This is a genomic window from Hylemonella sp. P2_B10 (assembly GCF_056404875.1).
In genome coordinates, this window is sequence record NZ_JBFUDE010000002.1 from 826,248 (window position 1) to 846,685 (window position 20,438).

Here is a 20,438-nt window from a genome sequence, read left to right on the forward strand (position 1 = left end):
CCGCTCAACTGGGCTGGTGGGCGTCCATCAGGGCTGCCGCTGGGTGGACGACGGTGTGGACTTCATCACCCGCCATGGCATCGCGCCAGCCATCGATCAGGTTGACCCGCTCCAGTCGGCTGGCGATGCCGTCGAGCGCATCGCCACCAGGCTGGGCGTGGGACATGTGGTCTTCCGGCAGGGTGCCGCCTGACAAGGATTGGTCCGGGGCGGATGGAGGCCGCACGCCACCGGAGTCGTCGCCGGCCATCTGCCGCTGCAGCGCCTGGGCGTCCTGCGAGCGCCCCGCCTTCACCAGCAGCGCCACCATGGCCTTGCCATAGATGTCGCGCTGCATGCCGTCCTTGGCATTGAGCCGCTGCTGCAGCGCCACGGTTTCACGCATCAGCGGCAGCGCTTCGTCCACCCGTTTCAACTCCACCAGCACCCGGGCCAGCGTGAAACTGGCGTTCAGCACGCGGTAGCTGCCGTAGGCGTCCAGCGCCTTGCGATCCTGCAGCACGCGCTGGTACAGCGGCACGGCCTGCTCACCCTGGCCGCCGTCGGCCAGCGCGTCGGCATAACGGCGTTCGGCCATCGACAGCACGCCGTGCGGGCGGCGCGTGCCAAAGGTCTGTTGCGCGCGCTGGATGCACAGCAGCGCTGTCTTCAACTGCTCCTCGCGGTCGCCGAACTGGCCCTGCACGGCCGAGAGCAGGCCAATGGTGCGCAAGGTGTCGGCGTCGTTTTCGCCCAGCAGGCGTTCGCCGATGTCTATGGCCCGCGCCAGCGCCGCATAGGCTTCTTCCTTCTTGCCGACACGGGTCAGCACGTAGCCTTGGCTGCGCAGCGCGAAGACGGCATCCACCGCCGAGGCCGGCAGTTCGGCCAGCACGTCAGGCAGCAGGCTGTTGACCAGCAGCTTCAGCTCCGCCAGATCGTCGGTGTTCAGGCTCTCCAGCAGCAGCGCCTTGCCGCGCAGCGTCACCAGGTGGCGCCGGCCCAGCGTCCGCTCGGCACGGGAGATGGCGTTGCGCAGCACCGCCTCTGACTGCGGCGACTCGCCCAGCGCGTAGAAGCTTTCGGCAATCACCACGCCCAGCTCGGCGGCAGCACGCGGGTTGGCCGGCGCCAGGTCGGACTCGACACGGCGCGCCGCCGCGCCGAGCAGGTCGGCTGCCGTCACCGGGCCGCCCATGCCGTCGCGCGGTGTGGCCTGGCGCAGCACGGCGGCGACAAAGTCCTTCACCTGCTCGGCACGCGCTGCCTGCACGCGCGCCACCTCGGCCTGCCACAGCGCAGCGCCCAAGCCCGCCAGCAGCGCCGCGCAGACGGCAGCACCCGCCGCCACCGGGCCCCGGTGGCGCCGCACGAACTTGGCCAGCCGGTAGCGCCGGCTGGGCGGCTGGGCCAGCACCGGCTCGTCGGCCAGGTGGCGACGCAGTTCAGCGGCAAAGGCGTCCATGGTGGCGTAGCGCTGCGCCGGCTCTTTCTGCAAGGCCTTGGCCAGCACCGCGTCCAGATCGCCGCGCAACTGGCGCGCCACGACGCGGTGGCCGACAGCGGCCGCCGCACGGCTGGCCAGCGGCACTTCGGCATGCAGCACGGCCTCTTCCAGCGCGGCGGCGCTCTGGCCGGGCTGCTGGTAGGGGTGCCGGCCGGTCAACAGCTCGTACAGCACCACGGCCAGCGAATACACGTCGGTGGCCACGGTCAAGGGGCCACCGGCCACCTGCTCGGGCGACGCATAACCGGGCGTGGCAGCGCGGCCGGTCTGCTGCGTCAGGTTGGCGGCGGCCGACGGCACCGACTCTTCCTGCAGCAGCTTGGCGACGCCAAAGTCCAGCAGGCGAACCTCCCCTTCCTCGGTGACCAGGATGTTGCTGGGCTTCAGGTCGCGGTGCACCACCAGCCGCGCATGCGCATGGGCCACTGCATCGGCCACCTGCAAAAACAACGCCAGCCGCTGCCGCAAGTCCAGCGCATGCTGCTGGCAGTAGGCGTCCAGCGGCAGGCCGTCCACCACCTCCAGCGCCAGCCAGGGGCGGCCCTGCGGCGTGATGCCGGCGTCGTACAAGCGGGCAATGCGGGGGTGTGCCAGCGCTGCCAGGATGTCGCGCTCCCGCGCCATGCGCTGGGCCAGGCCCAGTGCCCAGCCCAGGCGCGGCAGCTTCAGCGCCACCGGGCGGTTCAGCAGGCCGTCGCGCCGCTCGGCCAGCCACACGGTGGCCATGCCGCCGGCGCCCAGTTCGCGCAACAGGCGGTAGGGCCCCACTTCGTCACCCGGCTGGTCCGGCTGGGCATCCCACTGGGCCAGCTGCGCCAGTGACTGGGCGGCCGGCTCGCGCAGGAAGTCGTCGGTCTCGTGGTCCGCGCGGGCCAGCATGGCGCGCAGCAAGGGCACATGCGCCTGCTGCTCCGCCGGCAGCGAGGCCAGCCAGGCCTCCAGCTGCGGCGCCGGCAGCGCCAGCGCCACCTCCAGCAGCGCATTGAGGCCGCGCAGCCGCTCAGGGCTGGCTTTCAGCGAAGGGAGGTCCATCATGCGGCCTGGGAAAGTGCTGTGTTGAAAGTGCGGTTTTCTGGTTTAACGCAATCTGCGCTGGCAAGCGGACACCGGTGGACAAGGGCGCACCGGTGTCCTTCAAACGGCGGTCAGCGCCCCAGCATGCTGGCCAGCAGCAGCCGTGCGCGCTCCCAGTCGCGCCGCACGGTGCGGTCGGTCAGCCCCAGGGCGGTGGCGATCTCGGCATCGGTCAGTCCGGCGAAGTAGCGCATCTCCACCACCCGCACCAGCCGTGCATCCACCTGCGCCAGCGTCTGCAGGGCCTCGTGCACGGCCAGCACTTCTTCCGGGCCGCCGCCGTCATCGACCAGGCCGCCGGCATGGGTGGTGCTGAGCGTCACATGCTCGGCACCGCCGCCACGGCGGTCGGCGGAGCGGCGGCGCACGAAGTCCACGATGATGGAGCGCATGGTGGTGGCCGCGTAGGCCATGAAGTGCTCGCGGTCGTTGACAGCCACGCCGCCGTCACGCTGCATGCGCAAAAAGGCTTCATGCACCAGCGACGAGGTGTCCAGCAGCGTGTGGCGGCCGCTGCTCGCCAGGCGGGAGCGCGCCAGGCGCTTCAATTCGCCATACAGCGCCGGGAACAGCTGCTCCACCGACTCGCGCGGCACCAGCCCGGTCGCGCTGGCTGGTGCGGCGGGGTGGGGGTCAGGCTGCTGCGTGGGCTGCATCAAACAAGAATACCACCGCAGGCCGCCATGTCCGCGCCATGTCCGCTTTCCCGCCGGCTTTGCGTGGAACCAGGCAGGACCACTTCAAGCGTGCAACCACGATGGCGGTTTTTTCTACTCATGCATCGCGCACCTGGCCCAGTTGGCGCCTGGGGGCGCTGGGCCTGTTGCTGGCGGCCAACCTGGCCGCCCAGGCCGACGACGCCCTGCACGAGCGGCTGGCGGCCTGCCAGGCCTGCCACGGCGCGGCGGGCATCAGCGCTGCCGCCGACATCCCCAACCTGGCCGGACAGAAAAGCGCCTACCTGCTGATGCAATTGCAAGCCTTCCACAAGGGTGAGCGCAAGAACGACCTGATGCAAGCCATTGCCAGCCAGCTGAGCGAGGCCGACATGCAGGCGCTGGCCGCGTTCTGGAGCAGCCAGCCGGCCGCGCACGCTGTTGCGGCGCCCCTGCCGGCTGCTGCCGTCACCACCAAGGGCACGCTGTCACGCATGGCCTTTCCGCCAGGGTTCCCCAAGGGCTTCATCGAGTACGAGCGCGAGAACATCGCCGGCAGCCTGCAGGTGCAGGTCAGCTATGCCAACCCGGTGGCGCTGGAGGCAGCCCGTGCGCGCAAGCCCTTGCCGGACGGCGCCATCCTGATGCGCGCCATGTACGCCGCGCAGCTGGACGACAAGGGCCAGCCGCTGCCAGATGGCCCGGGCCGCTGGCGCCTGGGCAAGCCGCTGTCTTACAACGGCATGCAGGCGCAGGCCGGCTGGGGCGAAGACATCCCGCCGCTGCTGCGCAACGGCAACTGGCACTACGGGCTGTTCACCGCCGACGGCACGCCGCGCCTGGGCAACAACCAGCCGCGCTGCCTGGCCTGCCACAAGCCGCAGGCCGCGAACAGCTATGTGTTCACGCTGAGCAAGATGCAGTAACCGCAACAGGAGACCGCCATGCATGCCGTCAGTTTCCCGGGCACGACAGCGCCCACGCTCATTCCTGCTGCCGCCAGCTGGCCGCACGACGCGGACCCGCATGCGCGGGCGCGCCTGTCGCAGCTGCAAGGCCAGCTGGAGCCGCACTTCGTGTTCAACGCGCTGAACAGCATTTCGGCGCTGATACGCGCCAACGATCCGCCGCGCGCGCTGAAGGCCTTGGCCAAGATGGCCGGCATGATGCGCCACACGCTGAAGGCGGGCACCGGCGAATGGATCAGCGTGCAAGACGAGCTGAATTTCGTGCGCGGCTACCTGGACCTGCAGCGGCTGCGCTTTGGCGACGCCTTCGAGGTGGAATGGCAGATCGCCAGCGGTCCCTGGGACAGCTGCGCCTGCCCGCCGCTGCTGTTCCAGCCGCTGGTGGAAAACGCCTTTCACCACTGCGTGGAGGTGTCCGGCCGCTTCGAGCACATCCGCCTGCAGCTGGAATGCACGGACGCCGGCCAACTGCTGCTGGCGGTGCACAACCGCCTGCCCCCTGTCAGCGCCCGCGTGCTCAGCAACGCCGGCATGGGCCTGGGCCTGGCCGGCACGCGCGAGCGCCTGGCCCTGCTGTATGGCAACCAGGCCAGCCTGAGCGCCCAGGCCGGCGCGGACGGTGGGTTCACGGTGCTGCTGACGCTACCGCTACGGAGCCTGGATGAGCCGCTGGAAAGCCCTGGTTGTTGACGATGAGCCGCTGGCCCGCGCCAATCTGCAGCTGGCCCTGGCCGAGTCCCCGCGCTGGCTGTGCGTGGCCGCCTGCGCCAGCGCCGAGGAGGCGCGCGCACTGCTGAACCAGCAGGCGGTGGACCTGCTGCTGCTGGACGTGCGCATGCCCAGGCAAAGCGGCCTGGGGCTGGCGGCAGAGTTGCGCACGCTGCGCGCCCCGCCGCTGGTGGTGTTCGTCACCGCCTACGCCGAGCACGCGCTGAGTGCTTTCGAGGTGGAGGCGCTGGACTATGTGCTGAAACCCTTTGACGGCGAGCGCTTCGCCGCCACGCTGGCCCGCGCCGAGCGCGCGCTGGCGCAGCGCCAGGCGGCGGTGCCTGTTGCAGCGGCAGAACTGTCGGAAGACGCGGCAGGGCCAGCCACGGCAGGGTCCAAGCACCTGCATGTGCGTTCGGTGGGCAGCATGGGAAAAATCCCCATCGCCAACATCCAGTGGGTGCGCTCGGCCGGCAATTACGTGGAGTTGCACATGGCAACGGGCATGGTGCTGCACCGCTCGTCGCTGGACGCCATCGCCAAATCCCTGCCAGCCGACCAGTTCATCCGCGTGCACCGCACGGCGCTGGCGCGGGTCTCGACCATCACGGCCTTGAGCAGTGGCGGCGACAAGACGTTTGTGGCCAGCCTGTCCAGCGGTATTGAGCTGCCGGTCAGCGAGCGCTTCGTCGCGCAGGTGCGCAAATTGTTGGCGTGATGCCACGGCGCAGCCGGCGATTGCTCACGCAAACACCACTGTTGGTCACACAGCCGTCCCAGCTGTTGGGTTTGGGTGTAGCGGGCATTGGCCGCGTGGCAGCGTCTTTTTACAGTGGTCCGGCAAGGGTATGGGCAGGCTATTCCCTTGCGAAACCGACAACCACTGAAGGAAAAACCCATGCAGAACAAGGCACATCGCCATCCGCACGCCAGTCGCCAAACCGGGCTGGCGCGCGCACTCATCCTGGCATTCGGCGGCGGCACACTGGCGCTGGCCGGTGTGCAGGCACAGGCACAAACCCAGGCCCCCGGCGCCGAGTTGGAACGCGTGACCGTCACCGGCTCCAACATTCCGCGCACCGACAAGGAAACCGCCAGCCCGGTGCAGGTGCTGACGGCTGCCGACCTGAAGAACTCCGGCTACAGCAGCGTGTCCGAGGTGTTACGCGAAATCACCGCCAACGGCAACGGCACGCTGAGCCAGTCCTTCAGCGGCGCCTTTGCCACCGGCGCCTCCGGCATCTCGCTGCGCGGCCTGACAGTGGGCGCCACGCTGGTGCTGATCGACGGCCACCGCATGGCGCCGTTCCCGCGTTCGGACGATGGCCAGCGACCATTCGTGGACATTTCGTCCATTCCGTTCTCAGCCGTGGAACGCATAGAAATCCTGAAAGACGGTGCCTCCGCCGTCTACGGATCGGACGCCATCGCAGGCGTGGTCAACGTGATCTTGAAGAAGACCATCCAAGGCACGGCCATCAGCGCCAGCGCCGGTAACACCTCGCACGGCGGCGGCGCCAGCTCGTCGCTGTCCCTTGCACACGGCTTCGGCACCTCGGCCGATGCCCAGAATGGCTACATCTCGCTGGAGTACAAGCACGCCAACCCCATCGCGCTGAACCAGCGCTCGGGCGACTGGACGCGGCTGAACTGGCTGGCTGAAGGCGGCCTGGACCGGCGCCCCGGTGCCGCCCAGCTGGCCACCTCGCTGCCCAACATCCTGACCCCCTACCTGCAGGCGCCCGGCAGCTCCAGCACCAACCCGGCGGGCTTTGCCTTCCTGAACAGCAACTGCAACTTCGCGCAGTTGAAGGCCAGCCAGTGCGCCTTCACCGACTTCTACAGCAACCTGCAGCCGCCCACCGAGAACCTGAACCTGATCGGCCGCTTCAACGCCAAACTGTCCAGCGACTGGGACATGAACATCACCGCGTCCTTCTTCGACAGCAAATCCAGGGTCTCGATTGCGCCGCAGGCCATTCCCGTGGGCTCGTTCGCCGGCATCACCGCCATCGGCCCCGGCTTGGTGCCGGCCATCCTGAACGCCATTCCCAACTACACGGTGCCGGCCAGCTACCCCGGCAACACGTTGGGCGTGGCCGCCAACGTGCGCGGTTTCTTCCCCATCGCGCGCACCACAGACCAGGACGCCAAGTCCACCCGCCTGGTGGCCGAGCTCAACGGCTCGATGGGCAGCTGGGACTTCAAGGGTTCGGCCGGCTATACCCGGGTGGAGCAGTCGCTGGTCTACAACGGCTTCCTCAACTTCCCCAACCTGTATGCCGCTTTGAACAACACCAGCGCGCCCTTGTCGCTGACCGGCGGCGCCACTGCGGCGCAGATGAAATTCATCATGCCGACAGTGAACAACATGGCCACCGACAGCCTGGGCTTCATCGACGCGCGCGTCACGCGCGAGCTGATGCAGCTGGAAGGCGGCCCGCTGGGCCTCAGCCTGGGCGCGGGCTATTTCCGCAAGAGCCTGAATGCCCCCGATCCGGTGGAAGTGCAGATGGGCCTGATGGCCATCAACGGTGCCTACGCCATCGGGACGGAAAGCAACACCAACGCGTTCGTGGAGGTGGCGGCGCCGGTGACCAAGACGCTGGAGCTGAATGCCGCGCTGCGGGTGGACCATTACGACACCTACGGCACCTCCACCACGCCCAAGTTCGGCTTCAAGTTCACGCCGTCCAAGGCATTCGCGCTGCGCGGCACCGTGTCCGAGGGCTTCCGCGCGCCCACGGCCACAGAAAACGGCATTGCCGGATCCACCTTCGCCTTCAACGCGATTCGCGACCCGTTGCTGTGCCCGGTGTCCAACGCCAACGGTACGCCCAACACCACGGCCGCTGCCAACGTGCCGGCCTTCTGCAACTTCCAGCCGGTGTACCTGCAAAGCACCACGGCCTCCCTGCAGCCGGAGAAGTCCAAATCGTTCACGCTGGGCCTGATCGCGGAGCCGATCACCGGCTGGTCGACCACGCTGGACTACTACCGCATCAAGATCGACAACCAGATCATCTCGGCTGCGGCCACGCCGTCCTTCAATCCGCTGAGCTTCCTGGTGCGCGCCACGCCGCAGCAGGTGGTGTTTGGCGATGGCCGCAGCGGCCTGAGCCCGGTGGGCCCCATCGCCTACATCAACTCGCCGTACTTCAACGCCCAATCCACGGAGACCAGCGGCATCGAGTTCGAGACCCGCTACAAGTTCAAGTTGGCCGAGGCCAGCACGCTGGCGGTGAGCTTCCAACTGACGCACCTGCTGAGCTACACGCTGTCGATCGAGGGCGCGCCGCCCATCCAGCTGGCGGGCACGCACGGTCCCTCCGCGGTGGGTGGCGACACCGGCAGCCCCAAGGACCGCGCGCAGCTGACCTTGGCCTACACCAATGGCCCGCTGACGCTGACCAGCAACACCAGCTACATCAGCGCCTTCGCCGTCACCGACCCCGCCATCGGCCTGAACACCTGCGTGCTGGGCATCACCAGCCAGGGCAGCACGGTGGGCGGCAGCTTCGGGGTGTCGGGCAAGACGCCGCCGTCGCAGTACTGCACGATACCGTCCTTCACCTACACCAACGTGACGGCCGCGTACAAATTCGGCAAGGGCTTGACGCTGCGCGCGGGCATCACCAACCTGTTTGACAAGGCGCCGCCGGTGGACATGGGCACCTACGGCGGCACCGGCACCACGCCGTACAACCCGTCCATGCACCAGATCGGCGCCGTGGGCCGTGCCTACAGCGTGGGGCTGGACTACAACTTCTGAAGCAAGAAAGAGAGGACATGGCCCCTGCGGCGCTCAGCGCTGAATGCCGTGAGGCCTGCTGCGCCTAGCGCTGCAGGGGCATCATGTCCGTCACGCTCTGTGGCCGCGTGGTGGTGTAGGCCCGCAGCGCCTTGCGCTCATTGCTGAACGACTGCGCGATCCACGGCAGCAACTGGCCAGCCGGCATGGGCTTGGCGAACAGGAAGCCTTGCAGCTCGTCACAGCCCAGTTGCAGCAGGATGTCGCGCTGGCGCTCGTTCTCCACCCCTTCGGCCACCACGCGCAGATCCAACGCGTGGGCCAGTTGCACCACCGCTTCCACCACCGCACGGGCGTGGCTGCTGGTGTCCAGGTCCATCACGAAGCTGCGGTCAATCTTCAGCTGCTGCGCTGGCAATTGGCGCAGGTAGCTCAGGCTGCAGTAACCGGTGCCGAAGTCGTCGATGGACAGGTACACGCCGAGATCGCGCAGGCCGGCAAACACGGTCTGGGTGGCGGCGGTGTCTTCCATGGCCACGGTTTCGGTGATCTCGCACAGCAACTGCGAAGGCTCCAACCGGTGGCGCTGCAGAGCCTGCGAGATGCGCTCCACCAGATCGTCCTGCCGCAGCTGGTGCACCGACAAGTTGATGGCCACGAACATCTTCACGCCTTCGCTGGCCCACACGGCCATCTGCCGGCAAGCCTCGTCGATCACCCAGTTGCCGATGGCGCCTATCAGGCCGAAGCGCTCGGCCACAGGAATGAAAACGCCGGGGGCCAGCAAGCCGCGCTGCGGGTGGTTCCAGCGTATCAGCGCTTCCGCCCCCACCACGTTGACATGGCGCACGCCCAGCTTGGGCTGGTAATGCAGTTCGAACTGGCCCTGCTCCAGCGCCGAACGCAACTCCGTCTGCAGGGTGACCTGCTCCAGCGCACCACTGTCCATGTGCGGCTCGAACACCGCATACGTGCTGCCGCCCGCGCGCTTGGCGGCGTACATGGCGGCGTCGGCCCGCATCACCAACTGCTGCTGGTCACCGTGATCGGGGAACAGCGAAATGCCAATGGAGCATGAGATGTGCACGCGGCGCTCGCCCAGCTCGAACGGCTGGCGCAGGGCCTCGACAAAGCGTTGGGCCAGCGAAATGCAGTCCTGCGGATCGGCGATGTCTTCCATCAGCACCAAAAATTCGTCGCCACCCACCCGTGCCACGGTGTCGCTCTGGCGTGCCATCTCCATCAGCCGGTGTGCCACCTCCTTGAGCACCATGTCGCCGCTGGCGTGGCCGAAGGAATCGTTGACCGGCTTGAAGCCGTCCAGGTCCAGGAACAGCACCGCCAGCCGGACGCGGGCGCGCTCCTCTTGCGAGCCCTTGCCCACCGTGCGCTCACTGCGCTGCAAGGCGTGGCCCAGGCGGTCCTCGAACAGCATGCGGTTGGCCAGGCCGGTCAGTGTGTCCTGGAAGGCCCGGCGGTGCAGCTCCTCGTTGGCGGCACGCAGCTCGGTGTTGGCCACCTGCAGCGAATCGGCCAGCCACACGGTCTTGCTGCGCATGCGGGCATCCAGCATGGAGGTGAACAAGGTCACACCCAGCAGGGTGATGGAGGCCACCATCACCAGCCCGCCCAGATTGCTGCCGGACAGGTCATTGGCGCTCAGGCACACACTGCCGGCGGGGAAGTTGGCGGCAAACATGCCGGTGTAGTGCATGCCACTGATGGCCAGTCCCATCACGAGCGCCGCGAGCAACTGGTACATCAGGCCTTGCCGGTCGCTGACGCGTCGCAGCCAGAAAAACAGCAGCAAGGCAACGCCGGAGGCGGTCACCGCGATGGCGGCCGAAGCCGCCACCAGCGTCCAGTTCCAGACAATCGCCGGCGCCATGTCCAGCGCGGCCATGCCGGTGTAGTGCATGGCGCAAATGCCGGCACCCATGGCCACCGAGCCACCCAGCAGGCGGTACAACTTCAATTTGCCCCGGCTGGCCACCGCCAGCGCCACCGCGGACACCCCCACGGCGGCCACCCATGACAAGGCGGTCAGCAGCCGGGTGTAGCCCAGCGGCGTGGGGAGGGAGAAGGCCAGCATGCCAACAAAGTGCATGGACCAGATACCGGTGCCCATGACCAATGAACCACCGGCCCACCAGCGCAGACCCACGGCGCGGTCCTTGGTGCGCACCCGCTTGGCCAGGTCCAGCGTCACATAGGAGGCAAAGCTGGCGATCAGCACGGACACCAGCACCAGCCAGGCGTCGTAGCTCGGGATCAGGTACGTCACGTCGGTGTCTCCACTGCGCCAGGCCCCCTATTGGCGCGGCTTACTTGGCCGCTTGGCCAGTCTGCCAGACCGCCAGCATGTCCGGCGAGCCCTGGGCGCGCACGCCGTTGTCGTTGAGGATCTCTTCGATCGCGGCGACCATGTCCTTGTGGCGGAACACCATGGTTTCGCCGCCCCGGCCATCGGTCTCCACGGTGACGAATTCGTCCTTCATGTCGCGCAGGATCTCCACCAGGTGCACCAGGCTTCTGACCGGCTGGCCATTGATGGTGCGCACCACCGAGCCGGCGGCATTGGAATAGCCCTTGGCCAACCGGTGCGGGAAAAACGGTGACGAGATCACCACCAGTTCGGGCCGGTCGGCCGAGGGCGGCTCCCCGCGACGCGTCACCAGCGGGCTGCCGATGAAGCCATAGCGCGCCGCAGCAGCGGCGTTGCTGCTGAGGAAGGCGGTGAACTGTGCGGTGGCGCGGGAAAACACCAGCGGCCCATAAACGAAGTAAGGCGGATAGCTGCCCGCCAGGTCCGGCACCAGCATGGGCCGCGTGGTGGCCACGGGCAACTCCAGCCCAATGGCCTTGCCGGCGCGCACCACGGTCAGCGGCAACTTGCCGTTCTTCGCCAGCTTCTGCACCATGTAGCGGAACTCCACGCGCAAGTCCGGGCCCAGCTTGACCATGCCCTGGTCGTCCACCGGAATGCTGCCGATGTGGGTGATGACGTCCCACTCCTTCAGCGGGTAGTCGGCTTCCTTGCGGTAGGGGCGGTGCACCACCATGCCGCGGATGTCCTTGCCCAGCTTCAGGAAGGCGCGCAGGGCGGGGTTTTCCAGCGTCTGCAACTCGTCGTACATGGCCGGCTTGCCGTCGTAGCGACCGTCTGCCACGTCTTGCAGGAACAACTCCACCTCCTCATTGGGAATGATGTAGCCGATGTTCTGCGCGCCGCCCAGCGTGGCGAAGGCCAGGCCTATCATCTTGTTGCCGGCAACGGCCGGGCCGCCGCTGTTGCCGGGGTTGATGGCAGCGTCGATCTGGATGCGCAGGCCCGCCACCGGGAAGGTGTAGGGCACGAACTCGATACGCGACACAATGCCCTTGGTGATGGACAACGACGAGCCGCCGGTGGGAAAGCCGTAAGTCAGCACCGCGTCGCGGATGTCGGGCAGCTCCTTGGTGCGCTGCATGGGCGGGTGGCTGGCGAAGAAGGACTCGTCATCCAGCTTCAGCACGGCCAGGTCCATGCCGGGCGAGATCGCCACCACACGGGCTGGCAGCTTGTCGCCGGCCTGGTTGGCCTGCACATCGATCTGGCTGGCATTGAGCACCACATGCGCATTGGTCAAAATGCGCCGGCCCTCAATGACCACGCCCGAGCCGGTGATGTCCTGCGGCCCCTGCTTGGCCCAGGGTTTGAAGGGGTCTGCCTGGCGCACGGTGGCAAAGATCTTCACCACGGCATTGCTGACCTGGCTGGAAGCCGCCGCGTCGCTGGTGGTTTGCGCCTGCGCGCCGGCACCTGCCAGCAACAGCGTGGCCAACCCCAGGCCACATGCCAAGCCGTGTGCCAGGCGGGCACACCGTGAACGAATGGAGAGCATCAACGATCCAGAAAAAAAAGGGGCCGTGGCGACAAGCCACCAAAGACCCGATTCTGGCATGGCCCCCGCGCCCGCGTGCGGGGCGGCCAACTTCTCATCTGGCGCTTACCCGCGCTGGCTGCCCGGGGGCGAGTCCTGCGCAGCCACCGCTTGTTGCCACAGGCTCCAGGCGGTGTCCGGATCGTCTTCAATCACCTGCGGCACGGGGATGACCATGCGCTCGGCCTGAAGCCTGTCCTGGGCTGCCTGGCGCTGCTGGAGCAGCATGTCCGAGTATTTTCTGTTCATCAAACTTTACCCACAACGACGTCTTTGCGAGGATGCAGCAAAATCCAGGCCACCAGACAAGCTGTTGATGTGCTTGTATTTTTTTCCGTACATCGCGGTAACTGTTAGAAAATTCGACATCTGCCTATGTTCCTCGCCGCCCACTTGCTCGCATTCGGCACCCAGCCATTGGCCTGGGCCGCACTGCTCCTTTTCACCGGCCTGCTGAGCCTGCGGCGCTGGCGGCGCCTGGGTGTGGGCTTGAGCTGGGGTGCACTGGCCGTGTTGCTGCTGACCGGTTGGCAGCCGCTGGCCGATCTGGGCATGCGCCAATTGGAGTCGCACTACCCCAACCCGCGGCCCAACGCGCCGCTGTCTGGCTACGCGGGCATGGTGGTGCTGGGTGGCGCGTTGCAGCACTCCAAACTATGGAGCGAACAGGGGCAGATTGCCTTGAATGACGCCGCCGAGCGCATGATCGTTCCCGTTGGCCTGCTGCAACGCAACCCCGGCTGGCGCCTGCTGTTCACTGGCGGCGAAGGCAATTTGCAGCGCGACAAGTTCTCGGAAGCAGACCGTGCCAAGATCATGTTCGACAACCTGGGCGTGCCGGCGCAGCGCGTGCTCTATGAGCACGCATCACGCACCACCTACGAAAACGCTGTACTCAGCGCCAAGCTGCCGGGCGTGGACCCGCGCCAGCCCTGGCTGCTGGTGACCTCGGCCTACCACATGCCGCGTTCCATGGCGGCCTTCCAGAAGGCCGGATGGAACGTCACCGCCTACGCAGTGGACTTCCGCACCAGCGAACACACTGACTGGAACGAGTTCTCGCTGAGCGGCGGTGCCCTCAAGTGGCACCTGTTTTTGCACGAGACCATTGGCCTGTGGGTCTACCGGCTGACCGGCCGGGCCTGAGCAGGCCCGGACCGGCGCGGATCGTCAGCGCGTTTGCGCGACGGACTGGATCAGCACGCTGACGATGCCGTTGGCCACCGGCACGTCGGAATACGTGGTGCCATTGGCCTGCACGGTGAAAGTGGGCTGCACCTTGATGGTGTCGGCCACCGACAGGCCAGAGACGATCTGGCCGAACACGGCATAGCCGTTGCCGGTGGTGTCGCAAGTGACCTTGCCATAGTCCAGGCAACTGCTGTTGTCCACCACGTTGAAGTAGAACTGCGAGGTGGCGGTGTCTGCTGCCGCGCCGCGCGCCATGGCAATGGTGCCGCGCACGTTGCTCAGGCCGTTGTTGGATTCCAGCTTGATGGCCGGGTAGGTGGTGGCCTTTTGCGCCATGTTGGACAAGAAGCCGCCGCCCTGGATGACGAAGTTGGAGATCACGCGGTGGAAGGTGGTGTTGGTGTAGAAACCATCGTGCGTGTACTTCAGGAAGTTGTTCACCGTGATGGGTGCCTTGGCCGGGTACAACTCCACCACCATGGTGCCGAAATTGGTGACCATGGTGACCTGCGGGTCGGGCACGGCCAGGTTGGTCGTGGACAGCGTGGTGCCAGCCGCGTTCTTCACGGTCACGGCCAGTTGCGTGGCACTGGCGACGGCGGCGCAGCTGTAGCGCCGCTGCGTGGCACTGCCGCCGGCCAACTCGGCCACGGTGCCGCAGCCGGGTGCGGTCAGGCTGATGCCCTGGTCCAGCGCACTGCCGTTGACCACCAGCGTGGCGCCCTGGCTGTAGCTCAGCGCGTTGACCGAGGTGATGCCGTCCACCTGTGCCTGGCAGTTCTCAGGGTACACCGCGCAACTGAAATCGGCCAGCTTGCCGACGAAGGCCAGCTGGTTGCCGCTCACCGGCCCCAGGATGGCGATGCTGGTGTCGTCCAGCACGGCGATGTAGTTCTGCGTGCCCGGGTAGTAACGGTAGGCCAGGCCCGGCACCGTGACGGTGGCCGGGCCACTGGGGAAGAAAGGCGCAAACACCTGCTGCGCCCAGTTCATGAACGCGCTGGCGTCCACCGGCTTGATGGCGCGCGCCAGCGGGCGCGCCGCCTTGGCCGAGACCAGCGGGCTGCTCTCGCCGCCGGTGAACACGCTCATGCATTCGCCGTCCACCTCCTGGTAGGCCACGGCGCTGGTGGCGCCCGCCGCGCGGGTGGCACACAGCGCCGTATCCGCCAGCGCCGCCTGACGTTCGAACATGCGAGGACTGACCTGCGTACCTGCTGCGGGCGAATCCGCGCCGCCACAACCCGCCAAACCCCACACCACCGCCCACAACGGCACCATCCAACGCAAACCCTTCATGCTCTCACCATCCTGAAAAGAAAAAAACCGCACCCATTATCCACGCAGCGTGTTGCGCAACGGTGTGAGGCGCATCACTCCGGCAGCTTGTTGGCCAGCACCTTGTCGATGCGTTTGCCGTCCAGATCCACCACCTCGAACAGCCAACCGGCGCACTCGATGCGCTCGGCGGTGGCCGGCATGTGACCAGACACCGCCATCAGCAGCCCGGCCAGGGTGTTGTAGCGGCCCCGGTCTTCCAGCGGCAACTCCTTGATGTCCAGGCGGGCACGCAACTCGGACACCGGCATCAGCCCCTCCAGCAGCCAGGAACCATCCTCCCGCCGCGTGGCCCAGGCCTGCTCGTCGGCGCTGGGCTGCAGCTCACCGGTGATGGCTTCCAACAGGTTGCGCGGTGTCATGATGCCCTGCACGGCACCGTATTCGTCCACCACGAACACCAGGCGCTCGGCCCTGGTACGGAACTGCTCCAGCAGGTCCATGCCGCTGAGCGTCTCGGGCACGAAGGCCGCTGGCGTGGCGTGCTCGCTCAGCAGTTCCTCGCCGCGCGGGCGCAGGCTGATCAGCCGCGCCAGGCTGACCAGGCCCACCACGTTGTCCAACCCGCCCTGGCACACCGGGTACCAGGAGTGAAACTGGGTTTCCTCCACCGCCAGGCCGTCGATGTGCGCCAGGCTTTGCGCCACGCTGCTGGTGGCTTCCAGCCACACGATGTCGGCGCGCGGCACCATGATGGAGGTCAGCGGCCGGTCGTCCAGGTGGAACACGTTTTGCACCATCTGGTGCTCGTGCTGCTCGATCAGGCCGGCGTCGCGGCCCTCCTCCAGGCTGGCGGTGATTTCCTCCTCGGTCACCGAGCGCACCTGCGTGGTGTCTATGCGCAGCAGCTTCAGCACCGCAGCCGTGGTGCCGGACAGCAGGCGCACGAAAGGCCGCGCCGCCTGGGCCATCCAGCGCATCGGCCGTGCCACCCAGCGCGCCACCGCCTCGGGGTAGAGCTGGCCTATGCGCTTGGGCACCAGCTCGCCAAAGATGATGGTGATGAAGGTGATGACGGTCACCACAAAGGCGGTGGCGGCGATGCCCGAGACCTTGTCCGTCAGCCCCCAGCCATGCAGCCAAGTGGCCACACCCTCGCTGTACGCCGCCTCGCCCACAATGCCGTTGAGCATGCCTATCGAGGTGATGCCCACCTGCACGGTGGAGAGGAACTGCGTCGGGTGCTCCATCAGGTGCAGGGCCGCGCGCGCGCCGGCGTCATGCTCCTCGGCCATGGCCACCAACCGGGCCTTACGGCTGGCGGTCAGTGCCATTTCGGACATGGCGAAGACGCCGTTGAGCAGCGTCAGGAAAACAATAAGAAGAAAATCCATGGGGGCAAGGCAGCGCGCGCATCAGGTGGACGCATGCGCACTGTACCGGATTGGCGCAGGGCTAAATTCCCGCCGGGCCGCCCCAAGGGAATTTGCGGCCCCCTTTGGGGGGCAGGACGGACACGCAGTGCCGGACGTGGGGGCTATTTCGCGGCAATGGCGAACTTCTGGCGGTCCTGGCCGGCAATCCACTTGGGCGCCTTGCCGCGACCGGTCCAGGTCTCACCGCTGCTGGGGTTGCGGTATTTGGCCGCCACCTTGGCGCCGCTGCGTTTGGCCGCTGCCCGGGTGGATGGGAAAATATCCTGCGCGGTCAGGCCAAATTCGGCCACCAGGGCACGTGCCTGGGCGATGGCCTGGGCCAATTCCTTGCGCCGTGCTTCTGCGATTTGCAGTTCCAGGGATTCACGCTGCTTGATCAGCTCTTTGTAGGATGTCATGGCGGGATATTATCGAGTTAATCAAAAAAATGACCGGAATTTGAAATTACCGATTATCAAACCGGCTTGCTACTAGTTTCTGATTTGCATTATCTTGCATTTTTAACGTGATTTTCAAAATACTATTTTCATGAGTATTTACCTGATAGGCGATATTCAAGGCTGCGACGCGGCACTCGGCCGGCTGCTGGAGGTCTGCGGTTTTTCCGCCAGCCGCGACCACGTGGTGCTGCTGGGCGACCTGGTCAACCGGGGCCCCGATTCGGCGGCCGTGCTGCGCCGCGTGATGGCCCTGGGCGGCTCGGCCAGCAGCCTGCTGGGCAACCACGACCTGCACCTGCTGGCGGTGGCGCACGGCGTGCGCCCCACGCACGCCAAGGACACCCTGGACGGCATCCTGCAATCACCCGAGCGGCCAGCCATGCTGGAATGGCTGCGCCAGCAGCATCTAGCCCTGCGCCACAGCGTGGCCGGCGAGGAGTTGCTGATGGTGCATGCCGGCGTGCTGCCCGCCTGGGACGCGGCCCAGACGCTGGCGCTGGCCGGCGAGGTGCAGGCGGTGCTGCGCGGCGCCGACTGGCTGGATTTTCTGCACCACATGTACGGCAACACACCGGCGCAATGGCGTGACGACCTGCGCGGCACCGAGCGGCTGCGCTGCATCGTCAATGCGCTCACCCGGTTGCGCTTTTGCAGCGCCGCAGGTGAGATGGAGTTTGCCGCCAAGGAGGGTGTGGCCACCGCGCCGGCCGGCTACATGCCCTGGTTCGAGGTGCCGGGGCGCCGCACGGCCAACGTCACCGTGGCCTTTGGCCATTGGTCCACATTGGGTTGGCTGGAGCGGGACAACCTGTTGTCCATGGACAGCGGCTGCGTCTGGGGCGGCCAGCTCAGCGCGCTGCGCCTGGGCACAGCGGCGCAGCGGCAGCAGCGTGAACTGTTGCAGGTACCCTGCGAGATGGCCCAGCAACCCGGCGCCTGAGGCTAAATTCCCGCCGGGCCGCCCCAGGGGAATTTGCGGGCGCTACACGAAGTGAGCGACCGTGGGGGCCACAATTATTCGGATTTGAACAGCGCCGCCACCTTGCGCTTGGGCTTGATGTTGGCGGAAATGCTGCGGTGGCCCGGCTTGACGCTGGCCTCCCAGGTCGGCGTGGCTTCGCTCGCCGGCGTGGGCTCGTAGGGTTTGTCGAAGAACGGGTCACGCGACGCCGGCGCCGGGCGGCTGAAATCGCGGCGCGGCGCACCTTCGGTCCGTGTGAAGCGGGGCTCGACGCGGCGCTCGCCGCGGGCCGGGTCACCGCCTTCGTCGCCGCTGTACATGCGCCGGCCATCGTTGATGCGGCCCTGCTTGCGGATGTTGGGTTGGTCCTCGTCGAACTCGACCGGTTCCAGCTCGATCTTGGTCTTGATCAGTTTTTCCACGTCGGCCACCAGGCGGGCATCGCTGCCAGTCACGAAGGTCACCGCCAGGCCGGAGGCACCGGCACGACCGGTGCGGCCAATGCGGTGCACATAGTCTTCGGCATTGAACGGGACGTCGAAATTGAACACCGCTGGCACGTCCTTGATGTCCAGACCGCGGGCGGCCACGTCGGTACACACCAGCAGGTCGACTTCGCCCTTCTTGAAGGCTTCCAGCGCCTTCAGGCGCTCGTCCTGGCTCTTGTCGCCGTGCAACGCGGTGGTCTTCAGGCCTTCGCGCTCCAGCGAGCGTGCCAGCCGGGCGCAGCCCAGCTTGCTGTTGACGAACACGAACGCCTGCTTCATGCCGCGCTGGCGCAGGATCTGGTGCAGCGCACGGCGCTTGTCGTCGTCGTTCACGCTGTAGAAATGCTGCTCCACGGTGGAGGCGGTGGCGTTGGAGCGCGCCACCTCGATGGTCACCGGGTCTTGCAGGTAGCTGTTGGCCAGGCGCTTGATTTCGGGCGAGAAGGTGGCCGAAAACAGCAGCGTGGTGCGCTGCTTGGGCAGGTAGCTGAGGATGCGTTGCAGGTCGGGCAAAAAGCCGATGTCCAGCATGCGGTCGGCCTCGTCCAGCACCACGTACTCGACCTGGTTGAGCACCGCCGTCTTGGCCTCGATGTGATCCAGCAGGCGGCCGGGGGTGGCCACCAGGATCTCCACGCCCTGCTTCAGTTCGGCCACCTGGGGCTTCATGTCCATGCCGCCGAACACCACGGCGGTGCGCAGGTTGGTGTACTTGGCGTAGGCCTTGGCCGCCTTGGCCACCTGGTCGGCCAGTTCACGCGTGGGCAGCAGCACCAGCGCGCGCACCGGGTGACGCGCGGGTGAGGTGGAGGAGTTTTCGTGCTTCAGCATGCGCTGCAGCAGCGGCAGCGTGAAAGCGGCGGTCTTGCCGGTGCCGGTCTGGGCGGCGCCCATGACGTCGCGGCCCTGCACCACCACGGGAATGGCCTGCGCCTGGATGGGCGTCATTTCGGTGTAGCCCAACTCGGCCACGGCGCGCATCAGCGGTTCGGCCAGATTGAGTTGGGAGAAGGAATTCAGTTCGGAATTCAGTTGCGGTTCGGTCGCTGTGTCACTCATCAGTAGCTCTACGGGAAATATCGCTACCAAATCGGGTAGCCGGAGCCGCCTGCCCACCAGCCCATGCAGGGCGATTCAGGGCAAAGCGGCGGTTGCCCTGGTGTTCAGGGCAAACCCCTATTATCCCCCAACTAGAGTTGCGCTGCCGAAAAGGTGTCGCAACCCTTGACACTGCCGTTCTGGAGGCCGTTGTTGAACCAGCGGGTGCGCTGGGCGCTGGAGCCGTGGGTGAAGCTCTCCGGCACGACTTGGCCGGTGGCCGCGCGCTGCAAGGCGTCGTCACCGATCTTGGCGGCGGCGTTCATGGCCGAGGCGATGTCGCCCTGCTCCAGCCAGTTCAGCCGCTGCTGGGCGTGCTTGGCCCAGACGCCGGCGAGGCAGTCGGCCTGCAGCTCCAGCTTGACGCTGAGCGCGTTGTATTCCACCCTGGAAACCTTCTGGCGCATCTGCTCCATGCGGGCGCTGACACCCAGCAGGTTTTGCACATGGTGGCCGACCTCGTGGGCGATCACATAGGCCTGGGCGAATTCGCCGGGGGCGCCCAGCCGGTCCCTCAGGGTGTCATAAAACGCCAGGTCGATGTAGACCTTCTGGTCGCCGGGGCAGTAGAACGGTCCCATCGCCGCCTGCCCCTGGCCGCAAGCAGTGGGGTAGCTGCCGCGAAACAGATCCAGCTTGGGCTCGCGGTAGGTGCCGCCGCCCTTGGTGAAAATGTCCGTCCACACGTCTTCGGTGCTGGCCAGGATGGTACGCACGAAGCGCGCCTGCTGGTCGTTGGCGGGCGGTGCGGGAGCGGGGTCGGGACGCTGGGTCTGCACCTGAGTGGCGTCGCCGCCACCGCCGCTGAGCAGGTTGAGCACGGTCATCGGGTTGATGCCCAGGAAATACGAGGCCACCAGCGCCACCAGCACCGTGCCGATGCCGACGCGGCCCACCCCCATGCCGCCACCACCGCCGGACGAGCCTCGGCGGTCTTCCACATTGTCCGACTCGCGGTTGCCTTCCCATTTCATGCGCTG

At 66.9% G+C, this 20,438-nt stretch carries 16 protein-coding genes; 6 read left to right on the forward strand and 10 right to left on the reverse strand.

Features of this window, described 5'->3' with window-relative positions; genetic code table 11:
* Positions 1 to 4: 4 nt before the first annotated feature.
* Both AC1DX2_RS11665 and AC1DX2_RS11670 read right to left on the reverse strand, forming a co-directional pair.
* Positions 5 to 2,518 (reverse strand): protein kinase domain-containing protein, encoded by a 2,514-nt coding sequence (locus AC1DX2_RS11665; protein WP_477196507.1) that lies wholly within the window; start codon positions 2,516 to 2,518, stop codon positions 5 to 7.
* A gap of 113 nt (positions 2,519 to 2,631) precedes the next feature.
* Positions 2,632 to 3,216 carry an ECF-type sigma factor gene (locus AC1DX2_RS11670; protein ID WP_477196508.1) on the reverse strand — a complete coding sequence of 195 codons (585 nt, stop codon included), beginning with the start codon at positions 3,214 to 3,216 and terminating at the stop codon, positions 2,632 to 2,634.
* 101 nt (positions 3,217 to 3,317) lie between these two features.
* Here AC1DX2_RS11670 and AC1DX2_RS11675 point away from each other — a divergent pair, with 101 nt between their 5' ends.
* The 4 genes from AC1DX2_RS11675 (at position 3,318) to AC1DX2_RS11690 (ending at position 8,664) form a co-directional block, all read left to right on the forward strand.
* Positions 3,318 to 4,142: a cytochrome P460 family protein gene (locus tag AC1DX2_RS11675; RefSeq protein WP_477196509.1), complete on the forward strand. Its 825-nt coding sequence runs from the start codon at positions 3,318 to 3,320 to the stop codon at positions 4,140 to 4,142.
* Between the two features lie 18 nt (positions 4,143 to 4,160).
* On the forward strand, positions 4,161 to 4,874 hold the full coding sequence (locus AC1DX2_RS11680; protein WP_477196510.1) for a sensor histidine kinase: 714 nt from the start codon (positions 4,161 to 4,163) through the stop codon (positions 4,872 to 4,874).
* The gene (locus tag AC1DX2_RS11685; RefSeq protein ID WP_477196511.1) at positions 4,846 to 5,610 is read left to right on the forward strand and encodes a LytR/AlgR family response regulator transcription factor; all 765 of its coding nucleotides are present in this window, start codon (positions 4,846 to 4,848) and stop codon (positions 5,608 to 5,610) included. The genes AC1DX2_RS11680 and AC1DX2_RS11685 overlap by 29 nt, the downstream gene beginning before the upstream one ends.
* 180 nt (positions 5,611 to 5,790) lie before the next feature.
* Positions 5,791 to 8,664: a TonB-dependent receptor gene (locus AC1DX2_RS11690; protein WP_477196512.1), complete on the forward strand. Its 2,874-nt coding sequence runs from the start codon at positions 5,791 to 5,793 to the stop codon at positions 8,662 to 8,664.
* A gap of 64 nt (positions 8,665 to 8,728) precedes the next feature.
* On the opposite strand, the gene AC1DX2_RS11695 is transcribed toward AC1DX2_RS11690, so the two are convergent.
* The 3 genes from AC1DX2_RS11695 to AC1DX2_RS11705 all read right to left on the reverse strand — a co-directional run bounded on the left by AC1DX2_RS11695 (position 8,729) and on the right by AC1DX2_RS11705 (position 12,815).
* Entirely contained in the window at positions 8,729 to 10,927 is a 2,199-nt protein-coding gene (locus AC1DX2_RS11695) for a putative bifunctional diguanylate cyclase/phosphodiesterase (RefSeq protein WP_477196513.1), read from the reverse strand.
* Between the two features lie 40 nt (positions 10,928 to 10,967).
* On the reverse strand, positions 10,968 to 12,527 hold the full coding sequence (locus AC1DX2_RS11700) for a S1C family serine protease (protein ID WP_477196514.1): 1,560 nt from the start codon (positions 12,525 to 12,527) through the stop codon (positions 10,968 to 10,970).
* Positions 12,528 to 12,632: 105 nt separating this feature from the next.
* Entirely contained in the window at positions 12,633 to 12,815 is a 183-nt protein-coding gene (locus tag AC1DX2_RS11705; protein WP_477196515.1) for a hypothetical protein, read from the reverse strand.
* A gap of 126 nt (positions 12,816 to 12,941) precedes the next feature.
* On the opposite strand from AC1DX2_RS11705, the gene AC1DX2_RS11710 reads away from it, so the two are divergent.
* A complete protein-coding gene (locus tag AC1DX2_RS11710; RefSeq protein ID WP_477196516.1) occupies positions 12,942 to 13,712 on the forward strand; it encodes a YdcF family protein in 771 nt (256 codons plus the stop codon).
* Positions 13,713 to 13,736: 24 nt separating this feature from the next.
* On the opposite strand, the gene AC1DX2_RS11715 is transcribed toward AC1DX2_RS11710, so the two are convergent.
* The 3 genes from AC1DX2_RS11715 to AC1DX2_RS11725 form a co-directional block, all read right to left on the reverse strand.
* Positions 13,737 to 15,056, reverse strand: a complete 1,320-nt coding sequence (locus AC1DX2_RS11715) for a peptidylprolyl isomerase (protein ID WP_477196517.1) — start codon at positions 15,054 to 15,056, stop codon at positions 13,737 to 13,739.
* A 74-nt stretch (positions 15,057 to 15,130) separates the two neighbouring features.
* Positions 15,131 to 16,429, reverse strand: a complete 1,299-nt coding sequence (locus AC1DX2_RS11720; protein ID WP_477196518.1) for a hemolysin family protein — start codon at positions 16,427 to 16,429, stop codon at positions 15,131 to 15,133.
* 143 nt (positions 16,430 to 16,572) lie between these two features.
* Positions 16,573 to 16,869 carry an H-NS histone family protein gene (locus AC1DX2_RS11725; RefSeq protein ID WP_477196519.1) on the reverse strand — a complete coding sequence of 99 codons (297 nt, stop codon included), beginning with the start codon at positions 16,867 to 16,869 and terminating at the stop codon, positions 16,573 to 16,575.
* A 130-nt stretch (positions 16,870 to 16,999) separates the two neighbouring features.
* Between AC1DX2_RS11725 and AC1DX2_RS11730 the strand changes: the two genes are divergently transcribed.
* Entirely contained in the window at positions 17,000 to 17,851 is an 852-nt protein-coding gene (locus AC1DX2_RS11730) for a symmetrical bis(5'-nucleosyl)-tetraphosphatase (protein WP_477196520.1), read from the forward strand.
* Between the two features lie 74 nt (positions 17,852 to 17,925).
* On the opposite strand, the gene AC1DX2_RS11735 is transcribed toward AC1DX2_RS11730, so the two are convergent.
* Both AC1DX2_RS11735 and ypfJ read right to left on the reverse strand, forming a co-directional pair.
* The gene (locus tag AC1DX2_RS11735; protein ID WP_477196521.1) at positions 17,926 to 19,419 is read right to left on the reverse strand and encodes a DEAD/DEAH box helicase; all 1,494 of its coding nucleotides are present in this window, start codon (positions 19,417 to 19,419) and stop codon (positions 17,926 to 17,928) included.
* Positions 19,420 to 19,550: 131 nt separating this feature from the next.
* Positions 19,551 to 20,432, reverse strand: coding sequence for a KPN_02809 family neutral zinc metallopeptidase (gene ypfJ, locus AC1DX2_RS11740; RefSeq protein WP_477196522.1), 882 nt, complete (start codon positions 20,430 to 20,432; stop codon positions 19,551 to 19,553).
* Positions 20,433 to 20,438: the final 6 nt, after the last annotated feature.